The sequence below is a fragment of the Streptomyces sp. NPDC002088 genome, assembly GCF_040296605.1.
Taxonomy (GTDB): domain Bacteria; phylum Actinomycetota; class Actinomycetes; order Streptomycetales; family Streptomycetaceae; genus Streptomyces.
On sequence record NZ_JBEOXO010000003.1, the window covers coordinates 389,784 to 412,911 of the forward strand.

General features: G+C 69.2%; 18 protein-coding genes. 16 read left to right on the forward strand and 2 right to left on the reverse strand.

What is annotated here, in order from left to right; all coding sequences use genetic code 11:
- Positions 1 to 52 precede the first annotated feature (52 nt).
- Together ABT114_RS09070 and clpX are read left to right on the forward strand one after the other, a co-directional pair.
- Complete coding sequence (locus ABT114_RS09070) at positions 53 to 733, forward strand: ATP-dependent Clp protease proteolytic subunit (RefSeq protein WP_351140190.1); 681 nt, start codon at positions 53 to 55, stop codon at positions 731 to 733.
- Between the two features lie 192 nt (positions 734 to 925).
- The gene (clpX, locus tag ABT114_RS09075) at positions 926 to 2,212 is read left to right on the forward strand and encodes an ATP-dependent Clp protease ATP-binding subunit ClpX (RefSeq protein ID WP_351140192.1); all 1,287 of its coding nucleotides are present in this window, start codon (positions 926 to 928) and stop codon (positions 2,210 to 2,212) included.
- A gap of 74 nt (positions 2,213 to 2,286) precedes the next feature.
- On the opposite strand, the gene ABT114_RS09080 is transcribed toward clpX, so the two are convergent.
- Complete coding sequence (locus ABT114_RS09080; protein WP_351140194.1) at positions 2,287 to 3,225, reverse strand: hypothetical protein; 939 nt, start codon at positions 3,223 to 3,225, stop codon at positions 2,287 to 2,289.
- 135 nt (positions 3,226 to 3,360) lie between these two features.
- On the opposite strand from ABT114_RS09080, the gene ABT114_RS09085 reads away from it, so the two are divergent.
- From ABT114_RS09085 to ABT114_RS09135, 11 genes are all read left to right on the forward strand, one after another.
- Positions 3,361 to 5,985 carry a valine--tRNA ligase gene (locus ABT114_RS09085; RefSeq protein ID WP_351140196.1) on the forward strand — a complete coding sequence of 875 codons (2,625 nt, stop codon included), beginning with the start codon at positions 3,361 to 3,363 and terminating at the stop codon, positions 5,983 to 5,985.
- A gap of 111 nt (positions 5,986 to 6,096) precedes the next feature.
- Positions 6,097 to 7,617: a bifunctional tetrahydrofolate synthase/dihydrofolate synthase gene (gene folC, locus ABT114_RS09090; RefSeq protein ID WP_351140198.1), complete on the forward strand. Its 1,521-nt coding sequence runs from the start codon at positions 6,097 to 6,099 to the stop codon at positions 7,615 to 7,617.
- Positions 7,618 to 7,625: 8 nt separating this feature from the next.
- Positions 7,626 to 7,982, forward strand: a complete 357-nt coding sequence (locus ABT114_RS09095) for a DUF4233 domain-containing protein (protein WP_351140200.1) — start codon at positions 7,626 to 7,628, stop codon at positions 7,980 to 7,982.
- Between the two features lie 66 nt (positions 7,983 to 8,048).
- On the forward strand, positions 8,049 to 8,462 hold the full coding sequence (gene ndk, locus ABT114_RS09100) for a nucleoside-diphosphate kinase (RefSeq protein WP_351140203.1): 414 nt from the start codon (positions 8,049 to 8,051) through the stop codon (positions 8,460 to 8,462).
- Between the two features lie 303 nt (positions 8,463 to 8,765).
- Entirely contained in the window at positions 8,766 to 9,785 is a 1,020-nt protein-coding gene (locus ABT114_RS09105) for a rod shape-determining protein (RefSeq protein WP_130436780.1), read from the forward strand.
- Positions 9,786 to 9,997: 212 nt separating this feature from the next.
- A complete protein-coding gene (mreC, locus tag ABT114_RS09110; protein WP_351140205.1) occupies positions 9,998 to 10,942 on the forward strand; it encodes a rod shape-determining protein MreC in 945 nt (314 codons plus the stop codon).
- Positions 10,943 to 10,954: 12 nt separating this feature from the next.
- Positions 10,955 to 11,626, forward strand: coding sequence for a rod shape-determining protein MreD (gene mreD / locus ABT114_RS09115; RefSeq protein ID WP_351140209.1), 672 nt, complete (start codon positions 10,955 to 10,957; stop codon positions 11,624 to 11,626).
- An 88-nt stretch (positions 11,627 to 11,714) separates the two neighbouring features.
- Complete coding sequence (gene mrdA / locus ABT114_RS09120; RefSeq protein ID WP_351140211.1) at positions 11,715 to 13,964, forward strand: penicillin-binding protein 2; 2,250 nt, start codon at positions 11,715 to 11,717, stop codon at positions 13,962 to 13,964.
- Positions 13,961 to 15,160, forward strand: a complete 1,200-nt coding sequence (gene rodA / locus ABT114_RS09125) for a rod shape-determining protein RodA (RefSeq protein WP_351140213.1) — start codon at positions 13,961 to 13,963, stop codon at positions 15,158 to 15,160. The genes mrdA and rodA overlap by 4 nt, the downstream gene beginning before the upstream one ends.
- 203 nt (positions 15,161 to 15,363) lie before the next feature.
- Positions 15,364 to 16,893 (forward strand): CYTH and CHAD domain-containing protein, encoded by a 1,530-nt coding sequence (locus tag ABT114_RS09130; protein WP_351140215.1) that lies wholly within the window; start codon positions 15,364 to 15,366, stop codon positions 16,891 to 16,893.
- A 70-nt stretch (positions 16,894 to 16,963) separates the two neighbouring features.
- The gene (locus ABT114_RS09135; RefSeq protein WP_351140217.1) at positions 16,964 to 18,931 is read left to right on the forward strand and encodes a TIGR03960 family B12-binding radical SAM protein; all 1,968 of its coding nucleotides are present in this window, start codon (positions 16,964 to 16,966) and stop codon (positions 18,929 to 18,931) included.
- A gap of 68 nt (positions 18,932 to 18,999) precedes the next feature.
- On the opposite strand, the gene ABT114_RS09140 is transcribed toward ABT114_RS09135, so the two are convergent.
- Positions 19,000 to 19,866, reverse strand: coding sequence for a hypothetical protein (locus ABT114_RS09140; protein WP_351140219.1), 867 nt, complete (start codon positions 19,864 to 19,866; stop codon positions 19,000 to 19,002).
- A gap of 372 nt (positions 19,867 to 20,238) precedes the next feature.
- Here ABT114_RS09140 and ABT114_RS09145 point away from each other — a divergent pair, with 372 nt between their 5' ends.
- The 3 genes from ABT114_RS09145 to ABT114_RS09155 all read left to right on the forward strand — a co-directional run bounded on the left by ABT114_RS09145 (position 20,239) and on the right by ABT114_RS09155 (position 23,109).
- Positions 20,239 to 21,384 carry a glycosyltransferase gene (locus ABT114_RS09145; protein WP_351140221.1) on the forward strand — a complete coding sequence of 382 codons (1,146 nt, stop codon included), beginning with the start codon at positions 20,239 to 20,241 and terminating at the stop codon, positions 21,382 to 21,384.
- 21 nt (positions 21,385 to 21,405) lie between these two features.
- A complete protein-coding gene (locus tag ABT114_RS09150; protein WP_351140223.1) occupies positions 21,406 to 21,888 on the forward strand; it encodes a GNAT family N-acetyltransferase in 483 nt (160 codons plus the stop codon).
- Positions 21,889 to 22,017: 129 nt separating this feature from the next.
- Positions 22,018 to 23,109, forward strand: a complete 1,092-nt coding sequence (locus tag ABT114_RS09155) for a hypothetical protein (RefSeq protein WP_351140225.1) — start codon at positions 22,018 to 22,020, stop codon at positions 23,107 to 23,109.
- Positions 23,110 to 23,128: the final 19 nt, after the last annotated feature.

Genomic DNA, 23,128 nt, shown 5'->3' on the forward strand with positions numbered 1-23,128 from the left:
ACGCGCCTCCTCCAGCCCCCAGCCACCGCCCCAGCCCCTCTCAGGAGACACCGTGAACGACTTCCCCGGCAGCGGCATCTACGACCGTACGCGCGCCGAGTACACCGGCCCCACGGCCGAGTCCCGCTACGTCATCCCGCGCTTCGTGGAGCGCACCTCCCAGGGCATCCGCGAGTACGACCCGTACGCGAAGCTCTTCGAGGAGCGCGTGATCTTCCTCGGCGTCCAGATCGACGACGCCTCCGCCAACGACGTCATGGCGCAGCTGCTGTGCCTGGAGTCGATGGACCCCGACCGCGACATCTCGGTCTACATCAACAGCCCCGGCGGCTCCTTCACCGCGCTGACCGCGATTTACGACACGATGCAGTTCGTGAAGCCGGACATCCAGACGGTCTGCATGGGCCAGGCGGCGTCCGCCGCCGCGATCCTTCTCGCGGCCGGTACGCCGGGCAAGCGCATGGCGCTGCCCAACGCGCGCGTGCTGATCCACCAGCCGTACAGCGAGACCGGCCGCGGCCAGGTCTCGGACCTCGAGATCGCCGCGAACGAAATCCTCCGGATGCGCGCGCAGCTGGAGGAGATGCTGGCCAAGCACTCCACCACGCCGATCGAGAAGATCCGCGAGGACATCGAGCGCGACAAGATCCTCACGGCCGAGGACGCGCTCTCGTACGGCCTGATCGACCAGATCATCTCCACCCGGAAGATGAACAACGCCAACGTCCGCTGACGCGGAGGCGTATCGTCTGCCGCCCCTCGGCAGGGTTCTTCGATGTGCGCGACAAGGTGCACGACAAAGTGAACCCTGCCAAGGGGGGCCCGAACGGGGGGCCGGGCAAGGTACCGTCGGACATAAGGCAGCACCAGGAGCCGCTGGACTCGTAAGCGTCCAGGCGTCTCCCAGGCGAAGGGGAAGCACACCGTGGCACGCATCGGTGACGGCGGCGATCTGCTCAAGTGCTCGTTCTGCGGCAAGAGCCAGAAGCAGGTCAAGAAGCTCATCGCAGGCCCCGGTGTGTACATCTGCGACGAGTGCATCGATCTCTGCAACGAGATCATCGAGGAAGAGCTCGCGGAGACCAGCGAGGTGCGCTGGGAGGAACTCCCGAAGCCCCGTGAGATCTACGAGTTCCTCGAGGGCTATGTGGTCGGCCAGGAGGCGGCCAAGAAGGCGCTCTCCGTCGCGGTGTACAACCACTACAAGCGGGTCCAGGCCGGCGAGAACGGCGGCGGTCAAAGCCGCGAGGACGCCATCGAGTTGGCGAAGTCCAACATCCTTCTGCTGGGCCCCACGGGCTCCGGCAAGACGCTCCTCGCCCAGACCCTCGCGCGCATGCTGAACGTCCCGTTCGCCATCGCCGACGCGACGGCGCTGACGGAGGCGGGGTATGTCGGCGAGGACGTCGAGAACATCCTGCTCAAGCTGATCCAGGCGGCCGACTACGACGTCAAGAAGGCCGAGACCGGGATCATCTACATCGACGAGATCGACAAGGTCGCGCGGAAGAGTGAAAACCCGTCGATCACGCGTGACGTGAGCGGCGAGGGCGTGCAGCAGGCGCTGCTGAAGATCCTGGAGGGCACGACGGCCTCGGTCCCGCCGCAGGGCGGCCGTAAGCACCCGCACCAGGAGTTCATCCAGATCGACACGACGAACGTCCTGTTCATCGTGGGCGGCGCCTTCGCGGGCCTGGAGAAGCTCATCGAGTCCCGGGCCGGCGCCAAGGGCATCGGCTTCGGCGCGACGATCCGCTCCAAGCGCGAGCTGGAGGCCAAGGACCAGTTCGAGGACGTCATGCCCGAGGACCTGGTCAAGTTCGGCATGATCCCCGAGTTCATCGGCCGCCTCCCGGTCATCACGTCGGTCCACAACCTCGACCGCGAGGCACTCCTGCAGATCCTGATCGAGCCCCGCAACGCGCTCGTGAAGCAGTACCAGCGCCTCTTCGAACTCGACGGCGTGGAGCTGGACTTCGAGCGTGAGGCCCTGGAGGCCATCGCCGACCAGGCCATCCTCCGCCAGACCGGCGCGCGCGGCCTGCGCGCCATCATGGAGGAAGTCCTCATGTCCGTGATGTACGAGGTCCCCTCCCGCAAGGATGTGGCCCGCGTCGTCATCACGGCGGACGTCGTTCACTCGAACGTGAACCCGACCCTGATCCCGCGGGACGCCCGCGGCCGCGGCTCGGGCGAGCAGAAGACGGCGTAACCGCCGCACGCACATGGTGAAGGGGCCCCGGTCAACCGACCGGGGCCCCTTCACCGTTGCTGCGCTCTACGACGTCAGGCCTTGACGCGTACTTCCTTGCGGAACTTGGTCGTCAGGTCGGCCGCGCTCGTCAGGTCGGCGGCCTTGCCGGACATCGCGTCCGCCAGGTCGATGTGAATGACGACGCCCAGCGTGCTGTGGTCCGCCCAGATGCACACCGGCATGCTGATCTCGCTCGGCCCGGACCCCGCGTCGGACGACGACTCGTCGTCCTTGACCTTGGTCTCCTGGCACTTGAGGACCGCACCGTCGAGACCGCTCGGCGTGAACGCCTTCGGGCTGCCGACGACCTCGCCGTCGTCGGCGGTCGCGTTCTTCTTCATCTCGGAGAACATCCCGTCGACGACCGCCTCCGGGTCCTCGATGTCGCCGTACACGCCCATGAAGTTGATCATCTTCATGGCGAGGTAGTTGGTCTCGTCCCCCGACTGGTAACCGGCGTGCACGTCCTTGGCGTTCTTCACGCCGTGCTTCTCGGCGTCCTTGACGTCGCTCTCGTCGAAGCCGCCGCTGTCGACGCTGTCGGACTTCTTGTAATCGGTGAGCACCGTCGCCGGCGTGGTCAGCTTGTGCGCGCCGTCGTCGGCGACGTCCGAGCCGCCGCCCCCGCCGATCACGAAGTACGCGCCCACCGCGATCGCGGCCACGACCGCCACCGCGCCGAGGATGATCGCCGTCGTTTTCTTGCCGCCGCCGGGAGCGGGCGGCTGCGGGACGCCGTAGGGCTGCTGCCCGTACGGCGGCTGCTGGCCGTACGGGTTCGGCTGGGGCGGCACGCCCTGCGGGGCCTGCGGCGGGTAGCCGTAGCCGGGCTGGGCGGGGGGCGGAGTCTGCTGGGGGTAGCCGTAGCCGGGCTGGGGGGCCTGCGGCTGCTGGCCGTAGGGGCCCGGCTGACCGTACGGTCCGGGCTGCTGGGGCTGCCCGCCGTACGGGCCCGGCTGGTTGTGACTCATTACTGGGTTCCCCTCCAGAGCTTATGTGTTCCTGACATCCTGGCTCAGACACAGCCGACTCATTGCATCGGGGCCCCCACCGTTACAGAACAAACGTGTTTCGGGACTGCCCCGTGACACCTCTAAACTGGCCCCGTGACCGAGAACGCTCAGCAGCAGCCACCAGCGCCCAACACCGAACTGCCGACCCAGTACGCGCCGGCCGATGTAGAGGGGCCGCTGTACGAGCGCTGGGTAGAGCGCGGTTACTTCGAGGCGGACGCGAAGAGCGACAAGCCTCCGTACACCGTCGTCATCCCGCCGCCGAACGTCACGGGCAGCCTGCACCTCGGGCACGCGTTCGAGCACACGCTCATCGACGCCCTCACGCGCCGCAAGCGCATGCAGGGTTACGAGACGCTGTGGCAGCCCGGCATGGACCACGCCGGCATCGCCACGCAGAACGTCGTCGAGCGTGAGCTCGGCAAGGAGGGCAAGTCCCGGCACGACCTCGGCCGTGACGCGTTCGTCGAGCGCGTCTGGCAGTGGAAGGCCGAGTCCGGCGGGCAGATTTCCGGCCAGATGCGGCGCCTGGGCGATGGTGTCGCGTGGTCCCGTGAGCGCTTCACCATGGACGAGGGTCTCTCCCAGGCCGTCCAGACCATCTTCAAGCGGCTCTACGACGACGAGCTGATCTACCGCGCCGAGCGCATCATCAACTGGTGTCCGCGCTGTCTCACCGCGATCTCCGACATCGAGGTCGAGTACCAGGACGACGACGGCGAGCTGGTCTCGCTGAAGTACGGCGACGGTGACGAGACGCTCGTCGTCGCGACCACGCGTGCCGAGACGATGCTCGGCGACACCGCGGTCGCGGTCCACCCGGACGACGAGCGCTACAAGCACCTGGTCGGCAAGCTCATCAGGCTGCCGCTCACCGACCGCTCCATCCCCGTCGTCGCCGACGAGCACGTCGACCCCGAGTTCGGCACGGGCGCCGTCAAGGTCACCCCGGCCCACGACCCGAACGACTTCGAGATCGGCCGGCGCCACGACCTGCCGTCCATCACGGTCATGGACGAGCACGCCGTCATCACCGTTCACGGCCCCTTCCAGGGACTGGACCGCTTTGAGGCCCGGTCGGCGATCGTCGCCGCGCTGCGCGCCGAGGGCCGGATCGTCGCCGAGAAGCGGCCGTACGTCCACTCCGTCGGCCACTGCTCGCGCTGCAAGACCACCGTCGAGCCGCGCCTTTCCATGCAGTGGTGGGTCAAGGTCGGCCCGCTCGCCAAGGCCGCCGGTGACGCGGTCCGCGAGGGCAAGGTCAAGATCCACCCGCAGGAGATGGAGAAGCGGTACTTCGACTGGGTCGACAACCTCCACGACTGGTGCATCTCGCGTCAGCTGTGGTGGGGTCACCGGATCCCGGTCTGGTACGGCCCGAACGGCGAGGTCGTCTGCGTCGGTCCCGACGAGGAGCCCCCGACCGGCGAGGGCTGGCGTCAGGACACCGACGTCCTCGACACCTGGTTCTCCTCCGGCCTGTGGCCGTTCTCCACGCTGGGCTGGCCCGAACAGACCGAGAGCCTCGCGAAGTTCTACCCGAACTCCGTCCTGGTCACCGGCTACGACATCCTCTTCTTCTGGGTCGCCCGGATGATGATGTTCGGCCTGTACGCGATGGACGGCACCCCGCCGTTCCACACCATCGCCCTGCACGGCATGGTCCGCGACCAGTTCGGCAAGAAGATGTCGAAGTCCTTCGGCAACGCGGTCAACCCGCTGGACTGGATGGACAAGTACGGCTCGGACGCGCTGCGTTTCACGCTCGCCCGTGGTGCGAACCCCGGCGTCGACGTCCCGATCGGCGAGGACTGGGTCCAGGGCTCCCGCAACTTCGCCAACAAGATCTGGAACGCCACGCGCTTCGCCCTGATGAACGGCGCGACGGTCGAGGGCCCGCTGCCGGAGGCGTCCGCCCTGTCGGCGACGGACCGCTGGATCCTCTCCCGCCTGAACTCGGTCGTCGCCGAAGTCGACGCGCTCTACGAGGACTTCCAGTTCGCCAAGTTGTCGGACGCCCTCTTCCACTTCGCCTGGGACGAGGTCTTCGACTGGTACGTCGAGCTCTCCAAGACGACGTTCATGGCCGGCGGCGAGCCCGCGAAGGTTTCGGGCCGCGTCCTCGGCGAGGTCCTCGACGTCACCCTGAAGCTGCTGCACCCGATCGTTCCGTTCGTCACGGAGACCCTCTGGACGACGCTGACCGGCGGTGAGTCGGTCGTCATCGCCGAGTGGCCGAAGGACAGTGACTTCCGGGACGCGGCCGCCGAGAAGGAGATCGAGACCCTCCAGTCGGTCATCACCGAGGTCCGCCGCTTCCGCGCCGACCAGGGCCTCCAGCCCGGCCAGCGGGTTCCGGCGCGGCTGAGCCTCGACGGCACGGCGCTGGCGCCCCACGAGGCCGCCATCCGCCAGCTCCTCCGCCTCCAGCCGGAGGGCGACGCCTTCTCGGCGACGGCGACCCTGCCGGTCGCGGGCGCCACGGTCGCCCTCGACCTCTCCGGCACGATCGACGTGGCGGCGGAGCGCAAGCGCCTCGCCAAGGATCTGGCCGCCGCCGAGAAGGAGAAGGCCCAGGCGAACGCCAAGCTCGGCAACGAGGCGTTCCTCGCGAAGGCGCCGGACAACGTGGTCGAGAAGATCCGCACCCGCCTCGCCAAGGCGGACGAGGACATCGCCCGCATCCAGGCGCAGCTGGAGCGGTTGCCGCAGGCGTAAGCGCGGTTCGTACGTCCTTGAAGGCCCCCGGAACCCGAGGTTCCGGGGGCCTTCGCATGCGCATCGGCGCCCGCAGCCGCGTCTGTCACTGGTCGTCCGTAGACTGGCTTCGTGAGTGAGCTCCCCCCAGACAGCAGCGAGCAGCCCGACCCGCTCGACCCCTTCGAGGAGATCGTCGAGGCCGAGACCGAGCGTGACCCCGATCTCGCGGTGATCGAGGCCGGCAGCCGTACCCTGCGGACGCAGGGCGGGCCGCCGCAGGCCGACGTGCCGGGGCGGCCGGAGGACCCCGAGGTCGACAAGGCCCTGCGCGAGGTCGAGACGGAGCTGGCGACGCGCTGGGGCGAGACCAAGCTGGAGCCGTCCGTCAGCCGGATCTCCGCGCTGATGGATGTGCTGGGGGACCCGCAGCGGGCGTATCCGTCCATCCACATCACGGGGACGAACGGCAAGACCTCCACCGCCCGCATGATCGAGGCCCTCCTCGGCGCCTTCGAGCTGCGCACCGGGCGGTACACCTCGCCGCACGTGCAGTCGATCACCGAGCGGATCAGCCTGGACGGCGGGCCGATCCCCGCCGAGCGGTTCGTGGAGACGTACAACGACATCAAGCCGTACGTCGAGATGGTCGACGCACAGCAGGAGTACCGGCTGTCCTTCTTCGAGGTGCTGACCGGCATGGCGTACGCCGCCTTCGCGGACGCGCCCGTCGATGTCGCCGTCGTGGAGGTGGGCATGGGAGGCAGTTGGGACGCCACGAATGTCATCGACGCGGACGTCGCCGTCGTGACTCCCATCGACCTCGACCACACCGACCGGCTCGGTGAGACGCACGGCGAGATCGCCACCGAGAAGGCCGGCATCATCAAGCAGGGCGCGACGGTCATCCTGGCCCAGCAGCCGGTCGAGGCGGCGCAGGTACTGCTGAAGAAGGCCGTCGAGGTGGACGCCACCGTGGCCCGGGAGGGCCTGGAGTTCGGCGTCGTGGCGCGGCAGGTCGCCGTCGGCGGGCAGCTGCTCACCCTGCGCGGGCTGGGCGGCGAGTACAACGACGTCTATCTTCCCCTGCACGGCGCCCACCAGGCGCACAACGCGGCCGTCGCGCTCGCCGCCGTCGAGGCCTTCTTCGGCGTGGGCGCCCAGCGGGCGGAGACGCTGGACCCGGACACGGTCCGCAAGGCCTTCGCGGCCGTCACCTCGCCGGGGCGGCTCGAGATCGTACGGACGTCGCCCACCGTCGTCCTGGACGCCGCGCACAACCCGGCGGGCGCGCGGGTCACGGCGGAGGCGATCGAGGAGGCCTTCGACTTCAGCCGGCTGATCGGCGTGGTCGGGGCCAGCGGCGACAAGAACGTGCGGGGGCTCCTCGAGGCCTTCGAGCCGATCTTCGCGGAGATCGTCGTCACCCAGAACTCCAGCCACCGCGCGATGGACGCCGACGAGCTCGCCGCGATCGCCGTCGAGGTGTTCGGCGACGACCGCGTCCAGGTCGAGCCGCAGCTGCCCGACGCGCTGGAGGCCGCGATCACGCTGGCCGAGGAGGAGGGCGAGTTCGCCGGTGGTGGCGTGCTCGTCACCGGCTCCGTCATCACCGTCGGCGAGGCCCGACTGCTGCTCCTGGGAAGGGGCTGACTTCTTCCGTGCGTACGCTCTGTTCCTCGACCCTGATCGGCGAGGTCTTCGTCATCGGCTTCGCCGCGCTGGTCGCGATGAAGGACCCCGACCTGTCCATGTCGACGGTATGGACGGTCAGCGGCATCGCGATGTTCCTGTGCGTGGTGCTGTGCGGCATGGTGACCCGGCCGGGCGGCGTCGCCCTGGGCTGGGCGCTGCAGATCGCGCTGATCGCCTCCGGCTTCGTCGTCCCGACGATGTTCTTCCTGGGGGCGCTGTTCGCGGCGCTGTGGTGGGCCTCGGTGCACTTCGGCCGGAAGATCGACGAGGCGAAGGCGAGATTCGCGGCGCAGGCGGACGCCGCCCAGGCTGACGCTGCGTAACGGGCGCACAAACACGCCCTGTAACCTCATCCCCCCGCACACCTGTCAGTAAGAAGGAGCCCTCCAGTGACCCAGCGCACCCTCGTCCTGCTCAAGCCCGACGCCGTCCGTCGTGGCCTGACCGGCGAGATCATCAGCCGTATCGAGCGCAAGGCCGGCTGGCAGATCACCGCGCTGGAGCTGCGCACCCTGGACCAGGACACGCTGGAGCAGCACTACGGCGAGCACAAGGGCAAGCCCTTCTACGAGCCGCTGGTGGAGTTCATGTCGTCCGGCCCGGTCGTGGCGCTCATCGTCGAGGGCGAGCGGGTCATCGAGGGCGTGCGGGCGCTGGCCGGTCCGACCGACCCGATCGCCGCGGCTCCCGGCTCCATCCGGGGCGACTTCGGGGTGATTGTCCGCGAGAACCTGATTCACGCCTCCGACTCCGAGGAGTCCGCCGAGCGCGAAGTGAAGATCTTCTTCCCGGGCCGTGTCTGAGCGAATTTTTCGCGGATTTTTCTGAGGGACCGTCACTTCCCTCGCATCGCCTGACCTGGGACGGCCGTACATTTTCGGCCGTCCTTCGGTATATGCGTGCCGATCGGGGGAACGTGTGCCTCCGTTGGGCCGTCTCCACAAGCGAGGCGACCCGGCATCTGCTGACAATGGCGAAGACCCTCGCGCAGTGTTCGTGCAGGCGCGTCTACGATGGAAGCCTTCACGTCACAGCACCCACCTCGCCGACCTGAAAAGCCCTCAAAAGCCAGCGGGAAGGCCAGTCGAATCCTGATGGGGAACTCAATGTCGTTCATCGGCCGTGACATGGCTGTCGACCTCGGGACCGCCAACACGCTGGTGTACGTCAGGGGTCGCGGGATCGTACTCAACGAGCCGTCCGTCGTCGCGATCAACACCAACACCGGTGGCATCCTCGCGGTCGGCGCCGAAGCGAAGAAGATGATCGGGCGCACGCCCGGCAACATCGTTGCCGTCCGTCCTTTGAAGGACGGCGTGATCGCCGACTTCGAGATCACCGAGCGGATGCTCCGCTACTTCATTCTGAAGATTCACAAGCGGCGGTATCTGGCTCGTCCGCGGGTCGTCGTCTGTGTGCCGTCGGGCATCACGGGCGTCGAGCGCCGCGCCGTCATCGAGGCGTCGACCCAGGCCGGCGCCCGTCAGGTGCACATCATCGAGGAGCCCATGGCGGCCGCCATCGGCTCCGGCCTGCCGGTCCACGAGGCCACGGGCAACATGGTGGTGGACATCGGCGGCGGCACCACGGAGGTCGCGGTCATCTCGCTCGGCGGCATCGTCACCGCCCAGTCCATCCGCGTCGCGGGCGACGAGCTGGACAACGCGATCATCCAGCACATCAAGAAGGAGTACTCGCTCCTCCTGGGTGAGCGCACGGCCGAGCAGATCAAGATCACGATCGGTTCGGCGTACGACCTCGACGCTGACGAACACACCGAAATCCGCGGCCGGGACCTCGTCTCCGGGCTGCCGAAGACCGTCGTCATCTCCGCGGCGGAGGTCCGCAAGGCGATCGAGGAGCCGGTCAACGCGATCGTCGACGCGGTCAAGACGACCCTCGACAAGTGCCCGCCGGAGCTCTCCGGCGACATCATGGACCGCGGGATCGTCCTCACCGGCGGCGGAGCCCTGCTGCGCGGTCTGGACGAGCGGTTGCGTCGTGAGACCGGCATGCCGATCCACATCGCCGAGGATCCGCTGGACAGCGTGGCGCTCGGCTCCGGCAAGTGCGTCGAGGAGTTCGAGGCGCTCCAGCAGGTTCTGGACGCCGCGCCGCGCAGATGACGTAACTCTTCGATTCCGCCGTACGAGACGATCTCGCCTCGTGCGGCGGATCGTTGATCGTGCGGCGGATCGTTGATATCGAGGCATAAGCTCCGAATCCATAAGCTCCACGCCCATAAACTCCAACCCCCATAAACACCTGCACGTCATAGACACCTGCACGTACGTAGACACCTGCACGAACATCTATGAGGAAGGCACGGCCGCCGCACGTGAGGGACACACGAGAGAGCCGGCTGCTCCTGGTGCTGCTGATCGCCATCGCGTTCGCACTGATCACGGTGGACATCCGCGGCGGGGAGGACTCCCCGGTCGACGGTGCCCGACAGGCCGCGGCCGCGGTCTTCGGCCCGATCGAGGACGGGGTGTCGTCGGCGGTCGCCCCGGTCGGTAACGCGGTCTCCGCGGTGCGCGACTCGGACGAGCGCCACGACCGGCTCGCCGTTCTGGAGAAGGAGAACGCGGCTCTCAAGGCAAAGCTCGGCAGCGACGACCGCAACGCCAGCCGCCTCAAACAGCTCGACAAGATGCTGAAGATCGCGGGCCAGGGCCAATACGGCATCAAGGGCGCCCAGGTCATCGCGATAGGAGCGGCCCAGGGCTTCTCCTGGACCGTCACCATCGACGTCGGGGCCAACGACGGCATCACCCGCGACATGACCGTCCTGAACGGCGACGGTCTGGTCGGCCGCGTCACCACCGTCGGCCCGAACACCGCGACCGTTCTCCTCGCCAACGACCCCGACTTCACCGTCGGCACCCGCATGGAGTCCACCGACGAGCTCGGCTTCGCCTCCGGGCAGGGCGACCGTCCGCTGCGCGTGGAACTGCTCAACGGCAAGGCGGAGGTGAAGAAGGGCGACCGTCTGGTCACCTTCGGCTCGCAGGCCGACAAACCCTTCGTGCCGGGCGTCCCGGTCGGCGTGGTCTCCCGCGTCGACCCCTCCGGCGGCGACCTCACCCGCACCCTCTACGTCACGCCGTACGTCAGCTTCACCAAGCTCGACATCGTCGGCGTCGTCGTCCAGGCCCCGACAAAGGATCCGCGCGACACGGTGCTCCCGCAGAAGCCCAAGCCGACCCCCACGCCGACGGTCACCATCACCATCACCCCGTCCGCGAACGCGCCCCTCGACGGCGAAGACCAGCAGCAGTAGGAGCTGAATCCCATGCGCGTCAACCGGATCCTGCTCTCCACGGCGCTGATCGTCGTCGCCCTGGTGCTCCAGGTGAGCGTCCTCGCCCGCCTCCATCTCCCGGGCGCCGTCCCCGACCTGCTGCTGCTCGGCGTCCTGGGCCTGGCCATGGTCTACGGCCATGTCGGCGGCGCCCTCGTCGGCTTCGGCGCCGGCCTGCTCGCCGACCTCGCCCCGCCCGCCGACCACGCCGCCGGGCGCTACGCCCTGGTGCTGTGCGTCATCGGCTACCTCGCCGGGCTCGCCAAACCGGAGAGCGGCAGACTGAAGTCGGCCACCGGCCCGATGGTCGTGGTGGTCGCCGCCGCGATCGGCTCCACGCTGCTGTACGCCCTCGTCGGCACCCTTGTCGGCGACACGGCCGCCCGCCATGTCGGCCTCGGCAGCCTGCTGTTCACCGCCGCCCTGTACGACCTGCTGCTCGCCCCGTTCGTCGTCCCCGGCATCATGTGGCTGGCCCGGCGCGCCGAGAACGATCCGCTGTCCGAGGCCAACTCGGCCGCCAAGGGGACCGACATCTCCTCCGGCTGGCTCTCCGCCGGCACGGGCCTGCGCGTCGGCGGCCCGCGGAGCGGACTGCGGGTGAAGGCGGCCCGGGCCCGAAGCGCGCGGGCCGGCCGCATCAAGGGGGTCAAGCGGCTGTGACCAGGCGGGAGTTGGCCGCAGGCCTCACAGGTCCGTCGTATATGACACGTACGACACGTACTCGAACTGAGAGGGGGAGGCAGCCGCTGTGACCAACATTCCGGAGACCGGACGGACCCCACGGGTCCAGATCCGCCTCGTCGTCATCCAGATCCTCGTCCTCTCCCTGCTCGGCACCCTCGGTGGCCGTCTGTGGTACCTCCAGATCCGTGAGGGCGCGGCGTACGCCAAGGAGGCCTCCGGCAACCACGTCCAGCAGGTCGTCGAGCCCGCGGTGCGCGGTTCGATCCTGGACGCGCGCGGAGTGCCCCTCGCCGACAACGAGACCCGGCTCGTGGTCTCCGCCTCCCGTACCGACCTGCTGAAGCAGAAGGACGACGGCAAGGCGGTCCTCACCAAGCTCGCCGGCGTCCTCGGCATGGACCCCACGGAGGTCTTGCAGAAGGTCCGGCTGTGCGACGCACAGACACCCCAGCCGTGCTGGAACGGCTCGCCCTACCAGCCGATCCCCATCACCGACGAGGCCACCGCCAAGCAGGCCCTCCAGATCCGCGAGCGCGCCGAGGACTTCCCCGGCATCACCGCCGAGCCGGAGGCCGTGCGCCGCTACCCCGCCCCCGGCAAGTCCAACACCGCCCAGGTCCTCGGCTACCTCTCGCCCGTCACCGACGACGAGATCACCCAGGCCCAGAACAGCGACTCGCCCTACCTGCGCTCCGACCAGGTCGGCCGCAGCGGCCTGGAGCGCGAGTACGACAAGGAGCTGCGCGGCAAGGCCGGCGTCACCCGCTACGAGGTCGACAACCTCGGCCGCGTCATCGGCCAGGCCGAGGCCGACCCCGCCGAGTCCGGCTCCAACCTCGTCACCAGCATCGACTCCCGCGTCCAGCGGGTCGCCGAGTACGAGTTGAACGACGCGATGAAGAAGGCCCGCCAGCAGTACGACAAGATCACCGGCGAGAACTACAAGGCCGACTCCGGCGCGGTCGTGGTGATGGAGGCCAAGACGGGCCGGATCGTGGCCATGGCGTCCGCCCCGACGTACGACCCGAACGTCTGGGTCGGCGGCATCTCCGCCAAGGACTACAAGCAGCTCACCGGCAAGAACTCCGACTACCCGCTGCTCAACAGGGCCATACAGGGTCAGTCCGCGCCGGGCTCCACCTTCAAGGTGGTCTCCACGGCCGCCGCCGTCCAGGCCGGCTACGAGTGGGACGGCGGCTACCCCTGCACCAGCTCCTACTCGGTCGGCAGCCAGGTCTTCAAGAACTTCGAGGGGGAGAGCTTCGGCCCCATCTCCCTCGGCCGCGCCCTGGAGGTCTCCTGCGACACCGTCTTCTACGGCCTCGCGGACCGGGAGTGGAAGAAGGACGGCGGCATCAACCCGAAGAAGGGCGAGCCCAAGGACTGGTTCTTCAAGACCGCCCACCAGTTCGGCCTCGGCAAGGAGACGGGCATCGACCTGCCCAACGAGGTCACCGGCCGCGTCCCGGACCGCCAGTGGAAGGAGAACTACTGGAAGGCCAACAAGGACGCCTGGTGCAAGGCCGGCAAGAAGGACGGCTCGTACGTGGAGAAGATCGAGTACGAGAACTGCCTCGAGGGCAACAAGATGCGCGAGGGTGACGAGATCAACTACTCCATCGGTCAGGGCGACACCCTCGTCACCCCGATCCAGGAGGCCGTCATCTACTCGGCCGTGTCCAACGGCGGCACGATGTACACCCCGACCATCGGCAAGGCGATCGTCAGCGCCGACGGCAAGACCGTCCAGGAGATCAAGCCGAAGTCGAGCGGCAAGCTGCCGGTGAGCAAGGCGACCCTCAAGGGCATGAACGAGGCCTTCGCGGGCGTCGTCACCCGCGGTACCGCCGCCTGGAAGTTCGGCGGCTGGCCGCAGGACCAGATCGCGCTGCACGCCAAGACCGGTACCGCAGAGGTCTACGGCAAGCAGACCACGTCCTGGCTGGCGACGTACACCAAGGACTACACGATCATCATGACGATCTCCCAGGCCGGTACGGGCTCGGGCGCCTCCGGTGAGGCCGTGCGCAACATCTACAGCGCCATGTACGGCGTCCAGGCGGACGGCTCGATCGACAAGAAGAAGGCGCTGCTCTCCACCCCGGAGAAGAACCTGCCGAAGGTCCGCACGGACGGCACGATCGCCAACCCCAAGGTCTCCGGCGACCCGGCCAAGGACCTGCACGCCACTCCGGAGGGTACGACCGCCCCGGACGAGTCGCAGCCCGCGGCGACCACGGCCTCGCCCGGCACGGGCAACCGCGACACCCGCAGGCGACCTCGCAAGAGGGGAAGCCGGAGGATGCTCACATGACCGGCGCGAACAGCTTCTCCGTCTCCGGCTACGGGCCCAGGCGGGCCGGCTGGACCCGGGTCTTCGCCCGTGACTCGCTGGCCCGCCGGCTCGACTGGCCGATCCTGCTGGCGGGACTGGCCCTGTCCGGGATCGGCTCGCTGCTCGTCTTCTCCGCGACCCGCAACCGCACCGAGATCAACCAGGGCGACCCGTACTACTTCCTGCTCCGGCACCTGATGAACACCGGCATCGGGTTCGCCCTGATGATCGGCACGGTCTGGCTCGGCCACCGCCAGCTGCGCAACGCCGTACCGATCCTCTACGGCCTCTCGGTGCTCGGCATCCTCGCGGTGCTCACCCCGCTCGGCTCGACCGTCAACGGCGCCCACTCGTGGATCGTGCTCGGCGGCGGATTCTCGCTCCAGCCCTCGGAGTTCGTGAAGATCACGATCATCCTGGGCATGGCGATGCTGCTGGCGGCCCGGGTCGACGCGGGCGACCGGCAGTACCCCGACCACCGCACGGTCCTGCAGGCCCTGGGCCTGGCCGCCGTCCCGATGATGGTCGTGCTGCTCATGCCCGACCTCGGTTCGGTCATGGTCATGGTCATCATCGTGCTGGGCGTGCTGCTCGCCTCCGGCGCCTCCAACCGCTGGGTCTTCGGCCTGATCGGTGCGGGCACGCTCGGCGCGATCGCCGTCTGGCAGCTGCACATCCTGGACGAGTACCAGATCAACCGCTTCGCGGCCTTCGCCAACCCCGAACTCGACCCCGCGGGCGTCGGCTACAACACCAACCAGGCGCGCATCGCGATCGGCTCCGGCGGCCTGACCGGCGCGGGCCTCTTCCACGGCTCGCAGACCACCGGCCAGTTCGTGCCCGAGCAGCAGACGGACTTCGTCTTCACGGTCGCGGGTGAGGAGCTGGGCTTCGTCGGCGCCGGCCTGATCATCCTGCTGCTCGGCGTCGTGCTGTGGCGGGCCTGCCGCATCGCCCGTGAGACGACCGAGCTGTACGGCACCGTCGTCGCCGCCGGGATCGTGGCCTGGCTCGCCTTCCAGGCCTTCGAGAACGTCGGCATGACCCTCGGCATCATGCCGGTCACCGGTCTGCCACTGCCGTTCGTGTCGTACGGCGGCTCGTCGATGTTCGCGGTCTGGGTGGCCATAGGGCTGTTGCAGTCGATCCGGGTGCAGCGGCCCATGTCGGCGTAGGCCTCCGGCGGTGGGGCCGGGGCGCGTGCTGCCGGTGGGCGGGGCGTGGTGGCGCGGTGAGGACCGGTTCCACCATGCGGAGGTCCCCCGCCCCGGCGGCCCCCGATCCGGGCGTTCGTCACCTCCTGATCAGCTGGATTTTCCCTGCGATTTACCTTAGGTGCCCTCTGCCGCCCGGCCCCGACTGGCACTAGATTCAGGTCATGGCGGACACGAAGCGTGAGATCGAGCGAAAGTACGAGTCCGACGACAGTGGCCTGCCCGACCTGACCGGCGTCGCCGGGGTCGCGGCCGTCCTCGACAAGGGCGTCGCACACCTGGACGCGACCTACTACGACACGGCCGATCTGCGCCTCGCCGCGGCCTCGCTCACCCTGCGTCGCCGCACCGGCGGCTCCGACGCCGGCTGGCATCTGAAGCTCCCCGTCGCCCCCGGCGTCCGGGATGAGATCCACGCCCCGCTGTCCGACACCGTCCCGCCCACCCTCGCCTCCCTCGTCCGCTCCCGCGTCCGCGACGCCGAACTGCTGCCCGTGGTCCGGCTGCGCTCCGAGCGTGATGTGCGCGACCTCGTCGACGCGGAAGGCCGGCTGCTCGCCGAGGCAAGCGTGGACGCCGTACGCGCCGAGCGGCTCTCAGGGGGCAGCGGCAGCGCCCAGTGGACCGAGATCGAGGTGGAACTCGCCGACGGCGGTGACCCGACCTTCCTCGACACGGTGGAGAAACGGTTGCGCAAGGCGGGCGTACGACCGTCGAAGTCGGCGTCGAAGCTGGCCCGGGCACTGGCCGAGACGACTCCTCGCGGCAAGAACGGGAAGAACGGGAAGAAGCAGCGCAAGGGCGAGGAGTCGCCCGGCGAGCCCGTGACCTCCGGTGACCACGTCCTGGCGTACGTCAGGGCCCAGCGCGACGCCGTCGTCGAGCTCGACCCGGCCGTGCGCCAGGACGCGCCCGACTCCGTGCACAGCATGCGCGTCGCCACCCGCCGGATGCGCAGCGCGTTCCGCTCCTACGGCAAGGTCCTCGACCGAGGCGTCACCGACCCGATCGGCGCGGAACTGAAGTGGCTCGCCGGTGAGCTGGGCGTGGACCGCGACCGGGAGGTGCTCACCGAACGCCTGACGGCCGCCCTCGACGACCTGCCCCGCACGCTGGTCTCCGGCCCGGTCCACACCCGGCTGGACACCTGGGCGGGCGCCCGGCGCGGCGGATCGCGCAGCCGGCTGACCGGCGTCCTGGACTCCAAGCGGTATCTGACGCTGCTCGACACCCTGGACGCGCTGCTCGCCGCCCCGCCGCTGCGGAAGGCGGCCGCAGGCAAGCCCGGCAAGGTGCTCGCCAAGGCCGTACGGAAGGACTTCGGCAAGGTCTCCGTGCTGGTCGAACAGGCGCTGGAGCTGGCGCCCGGCCACGACCGCGATCTGGCCCTGCACGAGGCCCGCAAGAAGGCCAAGCGGACCCGGTACGCGGCGGAGGCGGCCGCACCGGCCCTCGGCGATCCGGCAACCGCCCTGGTCAAGTCCATGAAGTCGCTGCAGACCCTGCTCGGCGACCACCAGGACAGCGTCATGGCCCGCGGGACCCTGCGTGAGCTGTCCGCGGTGGCGCACGCGGCGGGGGAGAGCTCGTTCACGTACGGCGTGCTGTACGGACGGGAGGAGCAGCGGGCGGCGTCGGCGGAGGCGGAGCTGCCCGGGGTCTGGAAGGAGATCAGGGCCGGGGCGCTCGTCTGAGCGTGCGGGGGAGCTCTCCGGTCGCGTTAGGCTTGATGGTCACCCCTGTCTGCCTACGAAGGTTTGCGAAATGCCTGCCGAAGCCGCCGAGGCTGCCGAGTCTGTGTTCCCGCAGCTCGAAGCTCTGCTCCCGCATGTGCAGAAGCCGATCCAGTACGTCGGCGGAGAGCTCAACTCCACGGTCAAGCCGTGGGAGTCCTGCGACGTCCACTGGGCGCTCATGTACCCGGACGCGTACGAGGTCGGACTGCCCAACCAGGGCGTCATGATCCTTTACGAGGTCCTCAACGAGCAGGAGGGTGTCCTCGCCGAGCGCACGTACAGCGTGTGGCCGGACCTCGAGGCGCTGATGCGCGAGCACGGTGTCCCGCAGTTCACCGTGGACAGCCACCGCCCGGTGAAGGCCTTCGACGTGTTCGGCCTGTCCTTCTCCACCGAGCTGGGCTACACGAACATGCTCACGGCACTGGACCTCGCCGGGATCCCCCTGGAGTCGAGGGACCGGGGGCTCGACGACCCGATCGTGCTGGCCGGCGGGCACGCCGCGTTCAACCCGGAGCCGATCGCCGACTTCATCGACGCGGCGATCATCGGCGACGGCGAGCAGGCCGTGCTCGACATGACGAAGATCATCCGCGAGTGGAAGGCGGAGGGCCGCCCCGGCGGCCGCGAGGAGGTCCTCTTCCGCCTGGCGAAGACGGGATCGGTGTACATCCCGGCCTTCTACGACGTCGAGTACCTCGCGGACGGCCGCATCGCCCGCGTGGTGCCCAACAAGTCGGGCGTCCCGTGGCGCGTCTCGAAGCACACGGTGATGGACCTGGACGAGTGGCCGTACCCCAAGCAGCCGCTGGTCCCGCTCGCCGAGACCGTGCACGAGCGCATGTCGGTGGAGATCTTCCGCGGCTGTACCCGCGGCTGCCGCTTCTGCCAGGCGGGCATGATCACCCGCCCGGTGCGCGAGCGCTCCATCACCGGCATCGGCGAGATGGTCGAGAAGGGCCTCAAGGCGACGGGCTTCGAGGAGGTCGGCCTGCTCTCCCTGTCCTCCGCGGACCACTCGGAGATCGGCGACATCGCCAAGGGCCTGGCGGACCGCTACGAGGAGGACAAGATCGGCCTGTCCCTCCCGTCGACCCGCGTGGACGCCTTCAACGTCGACCTGGCGAACGAGCTGACCCGTAACGGCCGCCGCTCCGGCCTGACGTTCGCGCCGGAGGGCGGCAGCGAGCGCATGCGCAAGGTCATCAACAAGATGGTCTCGGAGGAGGACCTGATCCGTACGGTCTCCACCGCGTACGGCAACGGCTGGCGTCAGGTGAAGCTGTACTTCATGTGCGGCCTGCCGACGGAGACCGACGAGGACGTCCTCCAGATCGCCGACATGGCGATGAACGTGATCGCCGAGGGCCGCAAGGTCTCCGGCCAGAACGACATCCGCTGCACCGTCTCGATCGGCGGTTTCGTCCCGAAGCCCCACACCCCCTTCCAGTGGGCCCCGCAGCTCTCCGCCGAGGAGACGGACGCCCGTCTGGAGAAGCTCCGCGACAAGATCCGCGGCGACAAGAAGTACGGCCGCTCGATCGGCTTCCGCTACCACGACGGCAAGCCCGGCATCGTCGAGGGCCTGCTCTCCCGCGGTGACCGCCGCATCGGCGCCGTGATCCGCGCGGTCTACGAGGACGGCGGCCGCTTCGACGGCTGGCGCGAGCACTTCTCCTACGACCGCTGGATGAGCTGCGCGGAGAAGACGCTGCCCGCCTTCGGCGTCGACGTCGACTGGTACACGACGCGTGAGAAGACGTACGAGGAGGTCCTGCCCTGGGACCACCTGGACTCCGGTCTCGACAAGGACTGGCTCTGGGAGGACTGGCAGGACGCCCTCGACGAGACGGAGGTCGAGGACTGCCGCTGGACGCCGTGCTTCGACTGCGGGGTGTGCCCGGCCATGGACACGACCATTCAGATCGGCCCGACGGGCAAGAAGCTGCTGCCCTTGACGGTGAAGCAGCCGGCGGGGAGCGGTCACAGCCACTGAGTGACTGAGTGACGCAAGGGGTGCCCGAGGGGTCTGTCGACCCGTCGGGCACCTCTTCGCGTTATCGGTCAGCGGTTGCCGTGGCGGTTGTTGTTGTTGCCCGGCTCCGGAGAGTTCAGTGGCTGCCAGGCCAAGGTCGGGAGGGAGGGGTTGGGGCAGGTCAGGATGGCCGGGGTGCCGCTCGTGTGGCTCTCGGTGCAGATGATCTCGAAGACCTGACCTGTGGTGGTCATGATGTCGATCTTGACGCCCGCCAGATCCTGCATTCCCTGGCTGTGTTCATTGATGGAGGCTGCGCAGGCGAAGCCCGCCTGGCCGCCGTTCGGATAGCCGGTCCTGTTGCTGAGGTCGGTCCACCTCAAGGTGTGGTCGAAGTTGGGGCGGACGTCCCGGATGCCCGCGTAGGTGATGGTGCCGCTCACCGCGGCACGAACCTCGTAGACCTGCTGGTCCTGGAAGCCGTCGATCTCGGCGCACGCTCCGGTCGGGCCGGTGGGGCCGGTCGAGCCGGTCGAGCCGGTCGAGCCCGTGGGGCCGGTTACGCCCTGGATACCTTGGTTGCCCGTCGCGCCGGTGGGGCCCGTGGGGCCCTGGGGGCCCCGGGGGCCGGTCGGGCCGGTGGGTCCCCTGTCACCCTTGGGGCCCTTGTCGCCCTTGTGCCCCTTGTCGCCCTTCGGGCCCTTGTCACCCTTGGCTCCCTTGGGCCCCTTGTCACCCTTCGACCCCTTCGGGCCCCTCGGGCCAGTGGGGCCCGTCGGGCCCTTGCATCCGCCCTTGCTGTCGGCCTCGCTCGCCAGGGACTTCTGGGTACCCGCCCGGCACTTGTCGCCGCCGTAGCCGACCGTCGCCGTGGCGTGGTCGGCCATGCCGCGCGCCGTCGCGGCTGCCGGGCTGACCGTGCCGGCCGCCATGACCAGTGCGAGCGAGGCGAACATGCCCGCCTTTTTGAATCGCGCCCGGGCCACTGGCCCGAGAAGCGAAACCGTCCTGTGCTCAGGACTCATCTGTGCGCTCCTTGCCTCAACCGGTTCGAGTCATCCGCCGAACCCGAGTGCGAGCTTGGCGGGATCGCGACGGCCCGGCGCGCGCAACTGGTCGAAATGGGCTCATTTATCGACTTATAGGACTAATCGGTGTGTTCAGATGGGTCATTCTTTGCCTGCGGTCACCCAACTGACCTTGTGCGCGGCTGATCGGGGAGCGTTGCGGCCCGGCTTCCGCGTGGATCGACGGCCGGGGAGAGGACGTGTGTCACGTTGACGCCCACGAGACGGACGGAGACGGACGGAGACCGGACAGGTGAGGCCGTGAAGCAGCAGACCCTCTGCCTTTGCATGATCGTCAAGAACGAGGCGCAGGTGATCGAGCGGTGCCTGGGCTCCGTGCGCCACCTCATCGACACCTGGGTCATCTCCGACACCGGCTCGACGGACGGCACGCAGGACCTGATCCGCAAGGTGCTGGACGGCATTCCCGGCGAGCTCCGCGAAGAGCCGTGGGTCGACTTCGGGCACAACCGGACCACGAACATCCAGCACGCCCGCGGCAAGGCCGACTACATCCTCACCCTCGACGCCGACCACGTGATGCGCCAGGACGCCCCGCTGCCCCGGCTGACCGCGGGCTCGTACATGCTGCGCTACGACACCCCGGGGACCCAGCACCGCTTCAAGCACCTCATGCGAGGTGACTGGGCCTGGCGTTACGAAGGGGTCACCCACGAGTACCCGTGCACCGACGAACCCGACGTGCAGGAGAACCTCGACGCGCTGGTGATCGAGGACCATGCCGACGGCGGCTGCCGCAGCGACAAGTTCGAGCGCGACGCCCGCCTGCTGCGCGCCGAGCTCGAACGCGACCCCGCCAACCCGCGCACCGTCTTCTACCTGGCCAACACCGAACGGGACCTGGGGCACGCGGAAGAGGCGATCGCCCTGTACGAGCGGCGGGCGGGCATGGGGGGCTGGGCCGAGGAGGTCTACTGCGCGCTCCTGGAGGCCGGCTTCCTGCGGGCGGAGCGGACCGGCGACTGGCCGGGGGCGATGGACACGTTCTCTCGCGCCTGGGAGACGCGCCCCCAACGCCTCGAAGCCTGCTACGAGTTGGCCTCGCGGCTGCGCATCCAGGGCCGCTACCGCACCGCCCACGCCCTCCTCGGCGAGGTCGTCGGCCGACCGGAACCGGACGACCTGCTCTTCACGAAGTCCTGGGTGTACCGGTGGGGCCTGCTCTTCGAGTTCTCCATCACGGCCTACTGGGTGGGCGAGTACGCCGCCTCCGTCCAGGCGTGCGACAGGCTCCTCGCGATGCCGGACCTGCCCGACGCCATCCGCCGTCAGACCGAGATCAACCGGGGGTTCTCCGCCGGACGCGTCGTCGCCGTACCCGCCCCGACCGCCGTCGTGCGCAGACCGAAGGCCGCGCGAGCCGGAAAGACCGCCCGCCGGAAGTGAACCCTCCCGCACCATGTACGGATGGATGACATCACCATCCGTCCGGCCGGCCCGGACGACCTGGAGGCCGTCGCCGGCCTGCGCTGGCAGTGGGTCCTGGAGAACGGCGACACACCGGTCACCACACGCGAGGAGTTCGTACGGCGCTTCCTCGCGTGGGCGGCGGAGAACGCGGGCTCGCACCGTTGCATGGTCCTCGTGCGCGCGGGCGGGATCATCGGCATGGCCTGGCTGGCGGTCCTCCAGCGGGTGCCGAGCCCGCGCGCCCTGGACCGGGCGTCGGGCGACCTCCAGTGCGTGTACGTGATCCCCGGAGCCCGGGACGGCGGACTGGGCGGCCGGCTCGTCGACGCCGTTCTGCTCCGGGCCCGCGACCTCGGCCTCGAACGCGTCACCGTCCACTCCTCGCCCCGCGCGATCCCCGCCTACGCCCGCCGCGGCTTCGAACCGTCCCCGCGCCTGCTCCACGCCCACGTCGGCCGCTCTGCCGCGCACTACCCCTGACCGCCGCATGACGGCTGTTGCGGCCGTACCGGTAACGTCGTCGAGGCCAACGGCGGGGAATTCGAGGACGAACGGGGCGGGAAACTGCGGTACTGGATCCGGACGGGCGGCTGCGGCGTCTAGGTGGACATGGACCTCGAGAAGCCGCCTCCGCGGCAGCAGAATCCCGAGGGGTGCCTCGCCGTCGCGATCCGCATCCCGGTGCGGATCGTCGTGCTCGTGCTGGTCGTGCCGGTACGGATGGTGTGGGACGCGCTCGTCGTGGGCGGGCGGTTCCTGAACCGCACCGTGCTGCGCCCGCTCGGGCGGGCGCTGGCGTGGGTGGGCCGGGCGCTGTTCGTGTGGCCGTGGGTGGGGCTGTGGCGGTACGTCGTCGTTCCCCTTGCTGTCGCGCTCGCCTGGGTGGGCAAGGTGCTCCTCGTCGTGCCGTCCGTGTGGTTCTACCGGTACGTGCTGACGCCGGTCGGGCACGGCCTCGCGTGGCTGGCCCGGGGGATCGGCGCCGGGTTCGCCTGGGTGTACGCGCGCGTGCTCACGCCGATCGGGCACGGGGTGATGTGGCTCCTCCGGGGAATCGGGTTCGTGCTCGCCGGCCTCGGGGCCGGGCTGTACATGGTCGTGGCGTGGCTGGTGCGGTACCTGGTCGTCGTACCCGCCGTGTGGGTGTACGCGTGGGTCCTCGCCCCCGTGGGGCGGGCGATCGCCTGGCTGGCGGGCGCGATCGTCACCGGGATCGGCCTGGTCCTGTACTGGATCACCCGCGTCCTGGTTGTGCTGCCCGCCCTCGCCCTGTGGCGCTGGGTGCTCGTGCCGGTCGGACGGGTCCTCGCCGTCGTCGCACGCGAGGTCGGGGACGCCCTCGGGCACGCCTGGCGGGTCGCCGGACGCGTCTCCCTCGCCGTCGGACGGTTCCTCGGGACCCTCTTCCGGTGGATCTTCGTGGAGCCGGTGCGGTGGGTGTACCGGACGGTGCTGACCCCTGTGGGGCACGTAGTCCGTGACATCCTGCTGCGGCCCGCCGCCGAGGTCGCGCGCGCTGTCGGCCGGGCCACCCGGCAGGCGCTCGCCGCCGCCCGCGACTCCGTGCGGCAGACCCGTGCCGACATCCGGCGCATGCTCTTCGGCGAGCCCCGGCAGCCGGAAGCGGTGGACCGACGGGAACCTACGGCTCGCGAGACACGTACTCTTGGTAGCAGTACAACAGCTCTCACGAAGGACTGAACGACACTGGGCAAGCGAC